The sequence below is a fragment of the Verrucomicrobium spinosum DSM 4136 = JCM 18804 genome, from assembly GCF_000172155.1.
In the GTDB taxonomy this organism is placed as follows: Bacteria; Verrucomicrobiota; Verrucomicrobiia; order Verrucomicrobiales; family Verrucomicrobiaceae; genus Verrucomicrobium; species Verrucomicrobium spinosum.
The window spans coordinates 4,998,233-5,014,349 of sequence record NZ_ABIZ01000001.1 but is presented as its reverse complement, the minus strand read 5'-3'; the positions used below and the strand labels follow the sequence as shown (position 1 = coordinate 5,014,349).

The window sequence follows — 16,117 nt, the reverse complement described above, 5'->3', positions numbered from 1 at the left end:
GTGGGGGCGCGTACTGCTCACGGTTGACCGCATCATCACCAGGCCACCCACTACGCTCGTTGTCCGCGTAACCTGCTGGCGAAAGCGGTGTCGAGCCACCGACCTTCAAGACGCTGGCGCGAAACTGAGCGGGCCAGTGCCGCTGCTGCCAGTCATCTGTTGGGAGATGATTACGAGGGGCGCGAAAGCGGCGCTTCACGCCGCACTCCACAGCGACTTCGTCTCCAGACGTTGGGGGTGTTGTGATGTTGGGAAATCTGAGTGGCTTTCGAAATGGCAGGCTCTTCAGAGAAGCAAACCACCCTACGAGTGCATGCAGGAGCCGCCGCTTTGGTAGTGCTTGTGAGTGCCTCGCACCCTGGAGTGGGAGCAAGGGAGAGGGGGCATGCACCACGAGCAGTGCTACCGCTTGGTCGGCAGGCCACCTCTCAGCCTCATTGTGCCCTGCCTCACTATTTTGTCGCAGCGTTCGTCACCACGGTGGGCTGTAGAATCAGGATGTACATCGATGGCTTGGATGGGTCGGCGGATTTCGGTTTTGGCATGGCCGGGGTGAACACAGCGCTTGAGTCCACAGGGGTCGGAGCGCGGCGCTGGGGTCTGATGCCACCGATCACCACATACTCTCCATCACGAGCGGAGAAACTTGTGGTGAGTTTCAGAGTTTCAAAGATCGGCTGCTGAATCTTGTTCTCGGAGATCAGCAATTCCTTCTCCTTGCCGTTTTGATCTTTGACCTGGGCCTTGATCGGGTTGCCGTAATTCATGAACCCAAGGAAGTCAGTAATCTCCCAATAGAGTTCGATGCGGTGGACGTTGCCGGGCTGAACGACAGGGTCAAATTCCATCCTCAGTCCCACGGGGCGCATTTCAAATGCGGTGGGCGTGGTGGGGAAGATGGGCAGGTTGCCGAGACCTGGGATGGGCTTGCCGTCCTTGGTGGTGGGTGGTTGCGCCAGTTGCGGCGGGTCGAACTCGGTGGGATAAATGAACTCCCTCACCATGTCCACATGCGTGCGCTGGCCTGAACGCGTCGCTACCGAGGGGGCGGCCGTGAGGCTTTGGACACTCTTGTCGGACTGGACGTGTGTCAGCAACTTCTGCCCCTGCTCCTTGCTCAGAATGCCCTGAACCTGCAGTCCATCTTTGGACGGTTCTTGCAGACCGTAGTCGCTCCAGGGCAGCCAGCCTTGCTCAACCTCGAGGATGAAGCTGCGAATCAACACCTGTTGGTCCGAGTCGCGCTGGGCGAAGTAAGTGGCGATCGCGTTGTGCGTTGGTTCGTCCGCCGTCACGATCAACGTGCGGATGTCTGGCATGATGACTTGCGGAGGATGATCCGCGCGGTGGGAAACGTGTCCGTGGTTGATCAAGTGGAGACGAGCTGCGGTGGCATACCTCTCCAAAGTTTTCGCATGAACCGTCGTGGTAGGGACAGGGGAGGGTGGGCTCGCGAAGGGATCGACGCCCGCGGTATTGTCTCTCGAAGCACCAATGAGCAACAACCTCCGCAACTCTTCCGACAGACGATAAATGCGGGTCTCGTCGGGCTTCCTGGCAGGACTTGCATCCACGCCATCGTCTGTGCTGCCGGCGAGGCCTGCGGCTGGAACGGGTGGTTCCACCGTCTCCACGCGATTCTCTTGCTTGCACGCGGTGAAGCTGCCCAGTGCCAAAACCAGGAGGGCGCATGCAGGGGCCTGCCATTTCAAAAGTGCCCGGCGGTACGGTGCGCGATCACGCTGGTGCTCCATCAGGGCTTCCACCCGACGTCGCAGTGCGGACGAGCGCGCCATGGCGAGTGCCAGGCGGAAAGGGGAGGTCAACCCAAATCGGCCGGGCGTATGGCAGCGAGACACCACTTGCACAAGATTCCGGGCATAGGCAGCCCTCCCCGAAATCGATGCCGTGGCCAGATCATCGCTGGCATGCTCAGCGCTTCGGGCGAGTTCTTTCAACAACCACCATGCCAGGGGATGGAACCAGCAGGCCAGAAGGCAAACCCGTGCGCAAGTGAGCCATAGGAAATCGCGCCTGGCCACATGGCCGAGTTCATGGCGAAGCACAGTGCGAAGAGCGTAGGCGGGCCATCCGTCCGCTTCCGGAGGCAGGGTGATGACGTGCTGGAAGACACCCCAAGTCATCGGGATCTCGCCGGGGCGGCCGCGCAGCAGTTTTACCTGGAAGCCAGGTGCCCATGCCCAGTGAGCGAGTTGCCGATCCAGGGCAGCCTGCAGATGGCTGCTCGCCTGATGACTCATACGGGCCACTCCCGCGAGTTGCAACAATCCTAGCATGAGCCAGGCAGCACCTGCCAACAGGCCGGTCGCCCAGATCGCCACTAAGTAGTGCGTGGTGTCCCATTCTTGGGCGGGTCCACTGTCTCCTGCTCCACCCGAGGGGGGGCTTGTCGGGGTAAAAGAGCCAGGCTCGGCTTGGGGTTCCTCCGGAGAGGGGGCCGAGGCCAGTTTCCATGAACCTGATGCGCCGGGCAATTTCGTGGCACCTTCTGCTTCAGTCGTCAGAATCGTCCAACTCACGCCCTGATTCTGAAGTGCCATCGATGTAGGGATCAGAAGGGGCACCAGCAAGGCGGTAGCCAACAGCAGCGCATGCCGGTTTGAGGCTGACCATCGTTGACCGAATGTCCCAAGCGCCAATCCGCTCGCGAGAAAGAGCAGAGTGACCTGCACGGTGAAGGTCACAAGCAGCGGGCTCAGGGCGGCCAAGTCGGAATGGTTCAGGAGCATCAGATTCATGATTTTGACTTGGGTGAAGGAGGAGTCTGTGTGCTGAGGGAAGAGGCCGTACGAGTGTGCTCTTTCCGCTTCGACTCGATGAATTCTGAGATTGAGCGAAGCTCTTCCTCGCTGTAGCTCGCGCCAGGATCTGAGAGGTGAGCGGCCAGAGCCTTGCCCAAGGAGCCCGAGAAGAAAGTGTGGATGGCTCTGCTGAGAGCGGACCGCCCCGCTTCCTGGCGGGCGATCGTGGGCCGATAGGTGAATTCGCGTCCTTGTTTGCCGTGCTGCAGATGGCCTTTGTCCTCCAAAATGGTCAACAGCGACCGCAAGGCCGACCGGGTGGGCGGATCGCTCATTTCGGAGAGCAGGTCAGATACGGTGACACTGCCGCGGGCGAACACGATGTCCATGATCTCCCGCTCTCGTTTGCTTAAGGCTGGTAATTCTGCCATGGGCGGAATTTTCAGCCTTTTTCATGTCGGTTGTCAAAACAAAAGCGGAATTTTCAGCTTTTGGCGACGATGACTCGGTTTGCGTCTGGCAAAACGGAGACCGTCTTGAGTTGACGCAGGAATGCAGCTATGGGCGAAAATGCTTTCGATCCTGCCCGCGTTCCTGAGAACTCTGATGTTTGCCGCACTCCTCTTTCCGCTGGCGGGATGCGAATCACGAGGGCCGGGCGACCAGAGTGCTTATGAGGCGCTCAAGTCTGGCGGGGCCGAGGTGGCATCTGCATTGGAGACCTTTCATGCTGAAAATCAGAAGTGGCCCAAGGCACTCGCAGAGTTATGCGGACCTGGCCTCCTGCGGGACACCAAAGCCCTGCTATACCCCAAGGTGGAAGTGCTGGGACGTCAGCAAGATTATTTGAAACCAGAGGCCAAAGTGGATTGGGCAGAGTGGATCTACCATGTGCCCCCTGAAGCTTCTCACGACACCCCGCTGCTGGTGGCACCTTATGCGTTCAAGGAGGCCAACGGGCAAATGTTTGAGAAACCGCAGCGCTTTGTCATCAAGGTGGGCACGCCACCCCAGATGGTGAATGATGAAGACGTGCCTGCGTTGATGGAGTTGTTGGCTCCTCGATAGCGTTGCCGTGTTAGTCCGTTAAAGCTTCCCGTTTCATCGAGAAGTCAGTGCCGTTCCAGTCGAGGACGTACACGTATCGCGGTGGGCCGAGCTTTTCGGCCAGTTGATCTTCACCGACCTCCGCGCCTTGAATGCGGATGGAGGTGCCTTTCTGCGGGAGGATCCACCACCACTTCAGTCCAGCGGCCTCGGCTTCTTCACCGATTTCCTTCGTGGTCTTGAAGAAGTTTTCCGCATGCAGAGCAGGGATGTGCTGGGTGCTTACGTCCTCCAGCTTCCTGGGAGCTTCCGGAGCCCAACGATAGAACTTGATCAGGTCGGTCGCATGACTGGCCACGGACCAGCCATCGATGACGACAGCAATGAGGCAGGCTCCGTCCTTCTGCTTTTTCTCGCGCCAGTAAGTCATGTGTACATTCATGCCCTCTCCGTCTCCCGTCGAGGTGAAGTAGAGGTAGCCGTTCTTCGTATCCACAAGGATCTCACGGACATGTGTTTCCTCCTTGGCTTTGGTCACCGCTGTGGCATCGCCGCTGAGCAGGGCTTTTCTCCGCGCCGGGGTGAGTTCGCCGTGAATCTCGCTCCAGGGCTTGAGGGCCTCGTCCGGCAGGAGGGGGAAGAAATCCGCCACGGTCTGTCCAAGTGACGTCGCTGGCATACCCGCGCATGTCAGGAGAACCAGAGTGATGGCAAGGAGTGACAAGAAAGGGAATCGATGAGCCATCCCGAGGTTTTCGCCATATTTTCGCAGTTCGCAAGAGCCTGGCGGGAAATTCTGGGGCTGGTGACGACTCAACCCGTCACAAAGAAGGCGGGCAGCTTGCGCCGCCCGCCTCCACTGAACTTAACAACTACGACGTGTATTCAAACGTCCAGAGCTCGTCAGAACTCTCAAACGATCTTGTAGGTGCCCGGCTGTGGGGCGAGGTAGTTGCCGTTCGGGCCGGGCAGGGTGGGGGGCTGGCTGTCCCAGGTCGGATTCTCTGGCATGGTGCGGTGGTTGGTCGCCAGTGCTTCCTCCCATTTCTGTTCCTTGCCGGTGTAGGTGGCGTAGCGACCGAGTACGGCGGTGAAGCTGCTCGTTGCGCCGTAGTAGGCGTTGTTAAGCGGTTTGTTGCCGCGAATCGCCGCATGCAGCTCATCGTGCTCAACCTGGTAGGGGTTGGCATCGTTTTTGCCCCGGTAGCGCCAGATGGTGTTGCCTTTGTAGTCAACGATGGAGCCCGGGCGCAGAATGCCCTTGGTTCCATGAAACTCCTCGGTCACACTGTTGGCGCAGCCGGTGATCTGGCGGCACTGGCTGTTCACCACGATCCCATTGGGGTAGCGGAACTCCACGGCGTGGTGGTCGTAGATTTCGGACTGGTGGTCAGGCTTGCGCACGGCGCGTCCCCCCATGCCGGAGGCGCTGATGGGGAGGGCATCCAGGAACCAGTTTGCCACGTCCAGATTGTGCACATGCTGTTCGCAGATGTGGTCGCCGCACAGCCAGTTGAAGTGGTACCAGTTGTGCACCTGGAACTGCATCTCCGTCATGTCCTTCATGCGGTCGCGGTACCAGATGGCGCCACCGTTCCAGTACACATTGGCGGAGATCACATCTCCGATGGCACCGTCACGCAGCTGCTTCAGGGTCTCGTGATACACCGTCTGGTAGTGACGTTGAAGACCGACCACCACCTTGAGATTCTTTTCATCGGCCTGCTTGGCCATCTCCAGCACTTTTTTGGCACCGTACGCATCCACGCAAACTGGCTTTTCCATGAAGACGTGTTTACCCGCTTTCACGGCTGCTTCGAAGTGGAAAGGGCGGAACCCAGGAGGGGTGGCCAGAATGACGAGGTCACAATGTTCCAGGACCTTTTGATAGGCATCCAGACCGGAGAACTGGCGCTCCACCGGCACGTCCACTTTGTCATTGTGCTTGTTCATCAGCCCGCTCAGGGAGCGCTGGAGACGGTCGTCAAAGGCGTCGCCAATGGCGGTGAGCTTTACGTTAGATCCGCCCACGCTGAGGGTCTGGTCCGCAGCGCCGGAGCCGCGCCCACCAGCGCCCACCAGGCCGACACGGATCAGTTTGTCGTCCGTAGCCTGCGCACGGAGGATGTTGAAATTGGAAAGGAGACCGGCGGCACCAACGAGACCCGTGCGGGCCATCATACTGCGGCGGGAGAGAGCGTGAGGATTGGGAGGTAGCATCTTGGAAAAACGACTGTGAGGGGCGGAATCTTAAAAATTCACAATCCAATCTTCAAGTTTTCGGTTGGGGGCGGAGATTTGCTTTTTTGAAATTTGAGGTTTCACCGTGCACTCTTCCTATTCTCGCCGATAGTGCCCCTCTTATGCCTTTTCGCGCCCTCGGCCTTCACGAAAATATCCTCAAAGCCATTCAGGAGGCCGGTTACTCTGAGCCAACCCCGATTCAAGCTGCCGCCATCCCGCAGGTGGTGGCGGGTCACGACATGATTGGCATCGCCCAGACCGGTACGGGCAAGACGGCAGCGTTCACGTTGCCCATGCTGCACCTTCTGGCACAGCTTCATGGTCAGGGTCCTCTCAGGGGTATCAAGGCCCTCATTCTGGCTCCCACGCGCGAACTGGTGGCCCAGATTCACGATAACGTGCGTGCCTACGCCAAACATCTGCCTTTGAAAGTGGCGATGATTTTTGGTGGGGTGGGGGAGAGGCCGCAGATCGAGGCGCTCCGTGCCGGGACGGATCTCGTCATCGCCACGCCAGGCCGCCTGATTGATCTCATGGGCCAGCGCCACGGCAATTTCAACTCCCTCGAATTCCTCGTGCTGGATGAGGCGGACCGGATGCTCGACATGGGCTTCCTGCCTTCCATTAAACGCATCGTGAAGGCCCTTCCGAAGAAGCGGCAGACGCTGCTGTTTTCCGCCACCTTGTCCAAAGAGATCGAGGCGCTCACGCATGAGTTCCTGAATCATCCGAAGACCGTGCAGATCGGCAAACGATCCAACCCGGCAGAGAGCGTGACCCAGTTTGTGTACGAGGTGCCAAAGCACCTCAAGCCGGCGTTGTTGGTGCACTTGCTCAAGGATCCAGCATTTAACATGGTGCTTGTCTTCAGCCGCATGAAGCATGGGGCGGACCGCATCGCCCGCCACCTTGACCGGTACGGTATCAAGACAGTCACCCTGCATTCCAATCGTACGCAAAACCAACGTCTGCGTGCGCTGGCGGATTTCAAATCAGGTGCGGCCCGAGTGTTGGTGGCCACGGACATCGCTGCCCGAGGCATTGATGTGGACGGTATTTCCCATGTGGTGAATTATGACTTCCCCATGCATGCGGAAGACTACGTCCACCGCATCGGCCGCACGGGTCGCGCGCATGCCGTGGGTGACGCGATCAGCTTCATCTCGCCAGAGGATCATGGACCCCTGAAGAGTCTTGAGCGTTTCATTGGCCGTGGCATTGTGCGGAAGCGCGCAGAGGGGTTTGACTACAACGAAGCACCTTCCGCTGCATCACCCGACATGGATCGCCGTAGCGATGGTGGTGGCCAGCGTGGTCGCGGTGGCGAAGGTCGTGGCCCCCGTCAAGGTGGTGGGGGGCAGAGAAGCGGTGGTGGTGGCGGCAGCGCGGGCGGCCAAGGTCGTGGCCGTGGGCAAGGTCAGGGGCAGCGCGATGCCCAGGGGCAGCGCGAAGGTCAGGCGCGACGTGGTGGGCGGTGAGGGAGAGAGGTGGGAATCCACGGATGGATCAACATGATGGCGTGTCGGTAGTGCGCCATCATGGTTGAGTGAGGTTAGATGGATGGGGGGCTGAGCCGAGAATGGCGGCCCGATGGGCCTGGGAATAGGGCGTTGTAAAGTTGCGCCCTGAAAGCGGCGCGAGAATCTTCTGTCGGCCCCAGGGTTGAGCTTCAGAGACATTCATCTGAATTTTCGATGCGCACCATCCGAAAATGCGATTGGAGCAGACTGTTAAAAAACGGCAGTATGCGTTGTGGGACAACTGACTCAGCTGATCGCTCATCAGTGAAGTGCCCCAAAAAAACACAACCCTTTCTCACCATGGAATTTTACCATCTCCGCACCTTTCTCACCGTTGCTGATGAAGGTCATCTCACCCGGGCGGCAGAAAAGCTCATGACCAGTCAGCCGGCGGTGAGTGCACAGTTGCGGGCACTGGAGGATGAGGTGGGTATGAAGCTCTTCGAGCGTACTTCCAAGGGGATGGTGCTGACGTCGGCTGGACGGTCCCTGCGTGAGCAGGCGGAGCGCATTGTAGAGGCGGCCAAGGACTTCAAATGCCAGGCAGATGCCCTCCGGGACACGATCTCCGGCGAGCTGGTGTTGGGACTCAACAATCGACCTGAAATCTTGCGCCTCATGGAGATTTTGGGAGATCTCACCGCGAATCACTCCGAGCTGCGCTACGAGCTTCTGTGCGGCAGCAGTGGCGTGATCCTGCAGGGCTTGGATGAAGGCAGCATCTCCATTGGGTTCTTTGAAGGCGAGTGCAACCATCCCAAGATCATCTGGCACCAGTTGGATACCATTGAACTCTGCCTGGCGGCTCCCGTGGCCTGGGCGGAGGAGCTGGCGCAACCTGACTGGAAAAAGCTGGAGGCCAAGCCGTGGATCTTCGTATCACGGATGTGCTCTTACTTCCTGGCGATCCAGAGCATTTGCCGTGAGCAGGGGCTGAGTGTCACGCCCCGGTTTCGGGTCAATGAAGAGCTGACGGTGCTCAATCTCGTGGCGGACGGACTGGGGCTCACGCTCACGTCCCGTAGTCAGGTGGAGGCCCCGGGTTTCAAAGACCGCATTGTGGCCCTGCCTCATTTCCGGGCGGCGGTGCCGCTCTGCATCGGGTACCCTTCTTCCAAAGCCGACGATCCGGCCGTGATGGCAGTGCGGGATACGGTGCTCAAAGTTTGGGGGAAGCCGCGCAAGGCCCCCTTGCCACCAATTGCTGAGGCTCCCTCTGGGGCCAATGCCCGGCGACAGACTGCCAGTCGGCCTCGTCATCAACAATCCAACCGGAGGCGTTCTTAATCGCACTCGCCATAATCTTGACCAGGACAGACATACTGGCCAGGAAGGTGAAACCGGAGTCCCCACCCCGGATGCCTGCCCGGCCTCCGGTTGCTCCGATGCCTTCTTGCACGGGCCTCTCGCAAGGGGAGCTGCGTACGTGGGGGCTCCTGGCCGGGCAGACGCTGATACTTGTCGGCTGGAAGGGGCGCGCCTGGGTCACCATGGAAGGGGACCGGGTTGACCATGTCCTCGAACCCGGGAGGTCTTTCGACTTTGTCGGCCCGGGTCTCCTGGTGTTGCAGGCACTGGAGGCCGGAGTGGTCTTTGAATGGAACGACGGCGCTTAAGGCGTGGGGTTGGGGAAACTACCGCGCCCGCTCCGCTCACGGCTGCTTCACCACCCGGCCCGCCACCACCTGCCGCTTTCCGCGATCGATCGCGAAGAGAAGCCCTTGACCGGGATGCTGCCAGGCAAAGGCCTGACCGGGGAAGGTGGTGGGAAGGGTTCCTGTCCAGATGAGTTCGGATCCCGCCTCGGGAAATGCGATCTGGTACAACTCCCGGGCGTCGTGCCCGGTGATGAAGAGCTGTCCCTCGGGGCCGAAACCGCCGCCGGAACTGCTGTTTCCGCGGAACTTCGCCACAAGCGCAGCCGGGAACACCCAGCCTTCCAGCCGCCGCCACTGGTCGTCAAACTTGATTACCTCGGTGAAGGACGGGTCTTTGCCAGGTTCAGCCCCGGCCTTGGCGTACTGGGCAAAGCAGGCGTACCAGAAGCCGTCCTTGAAATCCACCCAAGTCAGTGAGCCGACAAAGTGGCCAAAGCTATGGCTGCCCACATGTTTGAGGGTGGCGGAGTCCCAGATCTCCACAGAGCTGACCGTGGGCTCAGAGGGGTAGTTCGAATGCGCGCAATAGAGTTTCCCCTCCCGCACGATGCCCGCATTCAGATGGGTGAGCGGTCCGCCTTTGGGGCCCTCCCAGAGGGCGACGCGCTCGCCATTGTCCAGTCGGTACTTCCCGATCTCCCGGTTGTCGATGACGTAACAATGGGCCGCATCCACCGCGACCCCCTGCCTGGCCTCGGCAGCGGGGGATCGGTGTATTTCCTCAAACTTCCAGGAGGTGGCAGGGGGTTCCTGCACCTGTTCCCGCCCCTCTGCCAGTGCTTGGCCGCACCATGCTGTGGCACCAACCAGCAGGAGGGGGAGAGACCATCGGGTGAGTGCGGATGATCGGAGCATGGTGCTGGGGGGCGGCTGACGGGCCGGAGAGCGAAATCGGACTACTTGCGATCCTCTTTGGAGTAGGCCTCCCATGCGGACTCAATGCTGGCGGATTTGGCATCACCTTTGTGGAAGATCAGGCGGTGACGGAGCTTGAGGTGCTCGTCCTTTTTCAGTTCTACCGTGCCGTCTGCCTGGGTTTTGTCGAGGCTCTGGATGCCAAATGGGTTCGCGGTAAACAGACCGTAGTCGCGCACGTGCCAGGGGGTGGGATAACGGAAGCTGGAGGGGTGGTTGAGCATTGCCACGCCCAGCGTTTCCCCTTCGACAGGTCCGGAGTAGTCGCACCATTTCGCACGCTTCGCCCACGCGTCGGTGTCTTTGACGCCTTCACTATTGATGATGGTGCCGCCCGGGGTGCCCAGGCCGTTCTTCACCGCCATGCTGGTGGGCACGCGGATGCTGAAGCCTGAGTCCTTCTTGTCTCCCAGTTTCACCGGTCCTTCGGAGGCGATGAAATCAATGTCAAAGTCGATCACCCGCGTATCGGCCGTGGCGCTGAAGGTGATGGTGTGTTGCTCTTCCATGAGTTTCCTGCCGTTCACATCCAGGATGTCGCTTACCGCGGTCACCACGGCGGATTTGTCGCCGCCTTTGATTTCCTTGTACTCGCGGTGTTTGATCGCGCCCAGCGCCGCGAGGCGGGCCTTGGCTTTTTCTGCCTGCTTGGGGTTTTTGAGCTGTTCTTCAAAGGTGGCTTTTTCGGCCCAGGTGTCGAACCCCGCCGTGTCCTCGAGGCCGAAGCAGATGCCGCGATGGTGGGGGTGGTCATGCTGTTCGCCGTCCACTGTTTTCATCGGATAGGAACGGGTCATCTGTTTTCCGGTAGGGCCGAAGACCGGGGCGAGGTAGGGTTTGTTTCCCTGATCCACCACATACTCGGCAAAGGGCTTGCCTTCGTGTTGGATGACCAGGCCGCCGGACCCGGTCTTTTGAATCGTGAATGCGGCATCCGCCGCAGACAGCCCCCCTGCCAGCGACAGTGAGATGGCGAGTGAAAGAGAGAGGGCGGTGGGCAAGGGGAGGAACCTGGGGCGCATGCTCACTCTACGTGGAAAACGCCCTGAGTTTGCAGCCGGGACGAAGATGTCGCGCCAAACTCCGTGAGAGAAGCTTCACAAAGGTTGGAACCCGTCACAAAACGACCACGGCTGCATGTGGCGGCCGTGGTCGTTAAAGGGAAGGGGGGCAGGATCTCTGTGCGGTCTCTACTCTCCGCGGCCGCCGCGGGGCACTACCACGCTGCGCGTCTGGGGGCGGGCCAAGATGCCGCCTTTGGCGGGCATCTTGGAGGCGATCTCCTCCTTGGCGCGTTGGATGTCCTTCCAGAGCTCGCGAGCTTCTGGGGAGTTCTCCGGCAGGGCCGCGAGGCGGGCATACCGGTGGTCCAGATCTTCCTTGTAGCTGTGCAGAGTGGAGAGCCGGTTCTCGAGTTCGGCAATCTCCTGGCGCATTTCCTCCTGGACGTTCTCGAGCTGGGCGCGGTGCTGGGCGGCATGGCGCTCGGCATCCTGGTTGATGACTCGCATCTCCTCGAACCGCTGGCGTTCCGCCTGTTGGGCTGATTGGAGGTCTTGAAGGGCCTGTTTGAGCGGCCCCTCCTGTTTGCGCAGGGAGTCGAGCCTCTCCTGAGAAGTTTGCTCGATGGCCTGGGTCTGTTTCAAGCGGGCCTGGGCATCCACCGTCTCCTGCTCAAGTTTGCGCAGGCGGGCGACCATCTCACTGGATTGCTGTTCAGATTGTTTGATCCGGGCAAGCATCTCAGCGTGCTTCACCTCGGCCCCTTCCAGGCGGCGGGTGTGCTGCACCATCTCCTCATGCTTGGCCGTGATTTCATGGAGCTGCTTGTTGGCGGAGGCCAGGGCGTCGCGTGAGGCCTGGAGCTGTTTGTCCAGCGCCTGTCCTTCGGCGCGCTGGCGCTGCTTGGCGGCCTCTGACTGCTGCATGAGCGTCTGGAGGGCCTTCTGCTGGGCGGTAAGGGCGGCATCGGTGCCCTTCTCGTCCTGGCGAAGCATTTCCATCCGCTTCTCAAGGGTGTTGTACTCAGCCTTGCGTTCCTCGAACTTGGAGTTCAACGCTTGGAGCGCAGCGTAGGCTTCCTCGGCTTGTTTGAGCTGCTGGCGGGCCAGGGAGAGTCTTTCCTCAGTCCCGGAGAGGGTCACGATCCGCTGCTCCAGATCCTTGCGGCGGAGTTCGGCATTCGTGTACTTCGTCTCTGAAGTCTTGATCTGGTCCTCGCGAGCCTGTACGAGCACCTGTAGCTCTGCGGCGCGGGCCTTGGCCGTGGCGGCCTCATGGGTGAGGCTCTGCACCTGGGCATCCAGCTGCTGGCGCTGCACATTGAGGGATTCGATTTCACTGACGCGGGAGTCACGGGTGGCATTGAGCCGTTGCACCTCCACCTGGGCGTCGGTCTGCTGGGCGGCAAGTGCCTGCAGGGCCAGCTTGAGATTCTGCTGGAGGGATTCTGACTGCTCCAGGGACTTGCTCACCATGGCGAGGTTGTTCTCGCGCTGGCGCACCATGTTCACACACTCCTGGTTTCGCTTGTCCAGATCGGCAAGGCTGGCCTGGCGTGCCTTGATCTCAGCTTCCAGATTGACGTTGTTATGATCGAGAGACTTGCCCTCCTGGCGGAGCTTCTCGTTGTGCGTGCGGGTATCGTTAAGAGACTGGATCGCAGAGGCCACCTCTTGCTCGCGCAGGGTGATGCTGGTCTGGAGCTCACGTTGTTGTTTCTCCAATCCCACGATGGTGTGCTCCATCTCCTGACGCTTCGTCTCCAGGGTGCCGATTTGAGAATCCAGGTCGGCCAGATGGTTCTGGGCATTCGTCAGGGAGTCAGAGGTGCCAGCCAGCGCCGCCTCCTGCTCACGCAGGTGTTGCACGTTGGCCTCAGCTTCTTTGACCTTGGCCTCGACGAGTTTGTGAGCGGTGGTGGAGCGGTGGAGGGCCTCTTCCTGCTCCTTCAGTACGGCTTCACTTTCCACACGCTGGCGGTCCAGATTGGCAATGGTCTGATCCAGACGTTGTTGCTCCACCGTCTGGTTGGTGATGGTGGCAGTGAGTTCCTGGACCTCGGCGGTGAGGTCGGCCACCCGCGCTTCCATCGCACTGTGGTCCTCCCGACGGGCCGACAGGGAGTTGATCGCCAGATCGTGTTCAGAGCGCAGGGTGATCAGTGCCTGTTGGAGGCGCTCATCTTCATCCCGGTTGCGGGCCACGCTCTTCTCGGCATCCAGCTTCAGGGCCTCTGTCTGGTGAAGCTCTTCACTGGCCCGGGTGATATCAGCCTGGAGACGGGTGATCTGCAGTTCCGCTTCGATCCGGCTGTTCTCCAGGGCTTCCATCTCCTGCTCCAGGAGTTCGCGCCGCGTTTGCAGCTTGGTCACATCACCTCGCAACTCTTCGCGTGTCGATTCCGCTTCCTTGTTCTCGGCAACGACCCGGGCCAGTTGCTGCTTTTGGTCCATCAGCCGCTCCAACTCCGCCCGGGCCTGCTGGATTTCGGTTTGTGCGGTGTGATTCTGCTGCTCAAAGCCCACCAGCGTCTGCTGGAGGGACTGGCGCTGGGCCTCGAATGACGTGATGGCCATGGTCAGCGTGGAGAGCTGATCCTGAGCGTGATTGATGGAATCGTTCGTGGTGAGCAGCAGGTGCTGCCGCTCATCGAAATCCGCCACGGCAGTCTGTAGTTCTCCAAGCTGCTCCTGCGCGGCGAGGATGGCCGCCCGGGTGTCGGACAACTGCTGGTCGCTCCGCGAAATCTGGGCCTGGGTGGCAGACTGTTTCTGCTCCAGTTCCTCAATATTGGACTGGAGGGCGGCGCGTTGATTCTCCCAGCCGGTGATGTCCTTGCGGACAGCCTCGAGACGCCCCTGGCTTTCCAAGAGGCTCTGGTTGGTCTGGGCGAGGAGCCTTTGTTTCTCCTCCAGGTCCGCCACATCTGCCGCAAGTTGGATTTTGCGGGCTTCGCCGTCCTGGAAGAAGGCGTGCAGACCGGTGATCTGCATCTCGCGCTCCTTCACACTCGTAAGAAGCTCGGAGTGTTTGAGCTCGAACCCTCCTACGGCTTGCTCCAGGGTCGTCAGCTTGGCCTGCCAGCCGGTCACTTCGCTGTGGGCCGTTTCCAGATCGCTCTGGGCTTTTTGAAGGGCCTCGGTCACTTCCTGCAGCTCTTGCTGCTTGGATTCGAGCGACTGGCTGGTGCTCTGTAATTCCTGCAACCGCAGTTCCACATTCTGCAGATCGCTCTGCGTGCGGGTCAGGCGCTGCTCGTTCTCCTGAATATCCTGCACGAGGGTGGATTGCTTGGCCTCGGCCTCGCTGATGGTCGCATGCAGGGTCTGACGCAGGGCTTCGCCCTCGGCAGTCTCGGAGCGGACGCTTTCGAGGCTGCTCTGGGCAGCCTGGAGTGCCTGGGTGATCTCGATCAGCTTCTGCTGCTCGGCTTCTACGCTCAAAGTCGTGTTTTGCAGCTCTTGCAGACGCTGCTCGACGGTTTCCAATTCCGTTTGGGCGCGGCTAAAAGCGCTTTCCTTCTCATTGATCTGCTGCTGGAGCGTCTGGTGGTGACTTTCCACCTGGCTCACGCTTTCCTGCAATGCCTGGCGTTGAGTTTCCCACCCAGCAAGTTCAGCCCTCACAATCTCAAGCTCGGCTTGCGCTTCCGTCAGTTCCTCCCGGGATTTTTTGAGGGCGCTTTCCTGCTCGGACTGGGTGCTGAGGGCGAGGGTCAGTTCCGCAAGGCGGCTTTCCGCCTGCTGGATTTCGTTCTGCGTGGTGCTCAGGCTCTCAGACGCCTGGCGGGCTTTTTGTTCAAGCTCAGCGACTGTGGCCTGGCGGGCCTCCAGGTCCGCGAGCACTTGTTGGGCTTCATTCTTGCGCCCTTCCGCTGTGGTGATCTCTGCCAGCAGCCCCTCGAGCCGGGACTGTCCTTCGCGGATGGCGATCTGTGTCTCAGACAGTGCCTGCTGTTGTTGTTCCTGGGTTTGGATGGCGTCTTTCAGCTGCTGGAGACGCTTCTCCGCGTCGGCGATGCCAGCATCTTTGGCCTCGCGTTGTTGCTCCAGACCATTGATCTCCAACTGAAGCCGTTGCTGCTGGGCCCGCTGCTCATTGAGGGCGGCCTCCAGCTTTTGCGCTGTGGCGGCATGACCGTCATGCAGTTCCCGTGTGGCCTGGTCCTGCAGTTCGCGCATTTGCACCTGCAGGGTATTGAGCTTGGCCGCAGCTTCACCGCATTGGCGATCAAGTTGTTCCAGTTGCCCCATCTTCTGCTGCTCTTGAGCTTCGAGCGACTTCAGGCGCTGGATCACGTGTTCCTGCTTGGAATGAATTTCCAGGTGGAAGGGCTCCTGTGCGGCGACTTTTGGCGTGGGTTTGAGAGCAGAGCCAACTGGAACCCCCCCGGCGGTTTCCTTCCCCGGTGGAAGCGTGATGTGGGACTTCTGAGCAGATGAAGGGCTGCCCTGAGGCATGAAAAAACGACCGCGCAACAGGCCAAAGGCGAGATCATCCCCGTGGTGCAGCATCTGGGATTGTATCCTCTGGCCGTTGACGTAGGTGCCAGCGTCAGATCTCAAGTCGCGGAGCACATAACTGCCCTGATGTGAGGGCTCCAGCACCGCGTGTTTCGCGGAAATGGTGGCATCGTCAACGACTACGTCGTTGTCTTCCGAGCTGCCCAACGTGATTAGGCCCTCCAACGGGACATTAATTTCACGTTCATCTTCAAGGACAAATACGAGGGTGGCCATGGCGGAATCGGTGGAACTGCGGCAGACGTGACTCTATCCGGTGAATTATGCTAGATTTGCAAATTATTTCACGAGAAGGAGAGAAGTGAGAGTGGAAGGTGCGCGGAGAGCTTGCGAAGCAGCTGTGGGAGCTCAGCTGGGTCAAGAGATGCTAACAGGACCCAGGATCATGGCGGGAAGATCGCCAAAAGTCCAGCACTAGGAATCGACATGTTGGGTTTATTGAGACA

General features: G+C 60.0%; 11 protein-coding genes. 4 read left to right on the top strand and 7 right to left on the bottom strand.

What is annotated here, in order from left to right; all coding sequences use genetic code 11:
• Positions 1 to 452: 452 nt before the first annotated feature.
• Together VSP_RS20255 and VSP_RS36455 are read right to left on the bottom strand one after the other, a co-directional pair.
• On the bottom strand, positions 453 to 2,759 hold the full coding sequence (locus VSP_RS20255; protein WP_009962979.1) for a M56 family metallopeptidase: 2,307 nt from the start codon (positions 2,757 to 2,759) through the stop codon (positions 453 to 455).
• Entirely contained in the window at positions 2,756 to 3,193 is a 438-nt protein-coding gene (locus VSP_RS36455; protein WP_009962977.1) for a BlaI/MecI/CopY family transcriptional regulator, read from the bottom strand. The genes VSP_RS20255 and VSP_RS36455 overlap by 4 nt, the downstream gene beginning before the upstream one ends.
• A gap of 139 nt (positions 3,194 to 3,332) precedes the next feature.
• On the opposite strand from VSP_RS36455, the gene VSP_RS20245 reads away from it, so the two are divergent.
• Positions 3,333 to 3,830 (top strand): hypothetical protein, encoded by a 498-nt coding sequence (locus VSP_RS20245; RefSeq protein ID WP_029190607.1) that lies wholly within the window; start codon positions 3,333 to 3,335, stop codon positions 3,828 to 3,830.
• A 10-nt stretch (positions 3,831 to 3,840) separates the two neighbouring features.
• Here the strand turns inward: VSP_RS20245 and VSP_RS20240 are convergent, their stop codons facing one another.
• Positions 3,841 to 4,488, bottom strand: coding sequence for a hypothetical protein (locus tag VSP_RS20240; protein ID WP_009962975.1), 648 nt, complete (start codon positions 4,486 to 4,488; stop codon positions 3,841 to 3,843).
• Between the two features lie 233 nt (positions 4,489 to 4,721).
• A complete protein-coding gene (locus tag VSP_RS20235; RefSeq protein WP_029190606.1) occupies positions 4,722 to 6,029 on the bottom strand; it encodes a Gfo/Idh/MocA family protein in 1,308 nt (435 codons plus the stop codon).
• Between the two features lie 143 nt (positions 6,030 to 6,172).
• On the opposite strand from VSP_RS20235, the gene VSP_RS20230 reads away from it, so the two are divergent.
• From VSP_RS20230 to VSP_RS36450, 3 genes are all read left to right on the top strand, one after another.
• A complete protein-coding gene (locus VSP_RS20230; RefSeq protein ID WP_009962973.1) occupies positions 6,173 to 7,531 on the top strand; it encodes a DEAD/DEAH box helicase in 1,359 nt (452 codons plus the stop codon).
• Positions 7,532 to 7,873: 342 nt separating this feature from the next.
• Positions 7,874 to 8,860 (top strand): LysR family transcriptional regulator, encoded by a 987-nt coding sequence (locus VSP_RS20225; protein ID WP_009962972.1) that lies wholly within the window; start codon positions 7,874 to 7,876, stop codon positions 8,858 to 8,860.
• A gap of 98 nt (positions 8,861 to 8,958) precedes the next feature.
• Complete coding sequence (locus tag VSP_RS36450; protein WP_009962970.1) at positions 8,959 to 9,189, top strand: DUF2917 domain-containing protein; 231 nt, start codon at positions 8,959 to 8,961, stop codon at positions 9,187 to 9,189.
• A gap of 36 nt (positions 9,190 to 9,225) precedes the next feature.
• On the opposite strand, the gene VSP_RS36445 is transcribed toward VSP_RS36450, so the two are convergent.
• The 3 genes from VSP_RS36445 to VSP_RS20205 all read right to left on the bottom strand — a co-directional run bounded on the left by VSP_RS36445 (position 9,226) and on the right by VSP_RS20205 (position 15,887).
• Positions 9,226 to 10,086: a hypothetical protein gene (locus VSP_RS36445; RefSeq protein ID WP_009962969.1), complete on the bottom strand. Its 861-nt coding sequence runs from the start codon at positions 10,084 to 10,086 to the stop codon at positions 9,226 to 9,228.
• Positions 10,087 to 10,127: 41 nt separating this feature from the next.
• Positions 10,128 to 11,168: a DUF6807 domain-containing protein gene (locus tag VSP_RS36440; RefSeq protein WP_009962968.1), complete on the bottom strand. Its 1,041-nt coding sequence runs from the start codon at positions 11,166 to 11,168 to the stop codon at positions 10,128 to 10,130.
• Between the two features lie 168 nt (positions 11,169 to 11,336).
• Positions 11,337 to 15,887, bottom strand: coding sequence for an FHA domain-containing protein (locus VSP_RS20205; RefSeq protein WP_009962967.1), 4,551 nt, complete (start codon positions 15,885 to 15,887; stop codon positions 11,337 to 11,339).
• Positions 15,888 to 16,117 lie beyond the last annotated feature (230 nt).

Bases quoted from the DNA above. Each gene is read 5' to 3' on its own strand.
- VSP_RS20255 (WP_009962979.1), bottom strand. From the start codon at position 2,759: ATGAATCTGATGCTCCTGAACCATTCCGACTTGGCCGCCCTGAGCCCG.
- VSP_RS36455 (WP_009962977.1), bottom strand. From the start codon at position 3,193: ATGGCAGAATTACCAGCCTTAAGCAAACGAGAGCGGGAGATCATGGAC.
- VSP_RS20245 (WP_029190607.1), top strand. From the start codon at position 3,333: ATGCTTTCGATCCTGCCCGCGTTCCTGAGAACTCTGATGTTTGCCGCA.
- VSP_RS20240 (WP_009962975.1), bottom strand. From the start codon at position 4,488: ATGCCAGCGACGTCACTTGGACAGACCGTGGCGGATTTCTTCCCCCTC.
- VSP_RS20235 (WP_029190606.1), bottom strand. From the start codon at position 6,029: ATGCTACCTCCCAATCCTCACGCTCTCTCCCGCCGCAGTATGATGGCC.
- VSP_RS20230 (WP_009962973.1), top strand. From the start codon at position 6,173: ATGCCTTTTCGCGCCCTCGGCCTTCACGAAAATATCCTCAAAGCCATT.
- VSP_RS20225 (WP_009962972.1), top strand. From the start codon at position 7,874: ATGGAATTTTACCATCTCCGCACCTTTCTCACCGTTGCTGATGAAGGT.
- VSP_RS36450 (WP_009962970.1), top strand. From the start codon at position 8,959: ATGCCTTCTTGCACGGGCCTCTCGCAAGGGGAGCTGCGTACGTGGGGG.
- VSP_RS36445 (WP_009962969.1), bottom strand. From the start codon at position 10,086: ATGCTCCGATCATCCGCACTCACCCGATGGTCTCTCCCCCTCCTGCTG.
- VSP_RS36440 (WP_009962968.1), bottom strand. From the start codon at position 11,168: ATGCGCCCCAGGTTCCTCCCCTTGCCCACCGCCCTCTCTCTTTCACTC.
- VSP_RS20205 (WP_009962967.1), bottom strand. From the start codon at position 15,887: ATGGCCACCCTCGTATTTGTCCTTGAAGATGAACGTGAAATTAATGTC.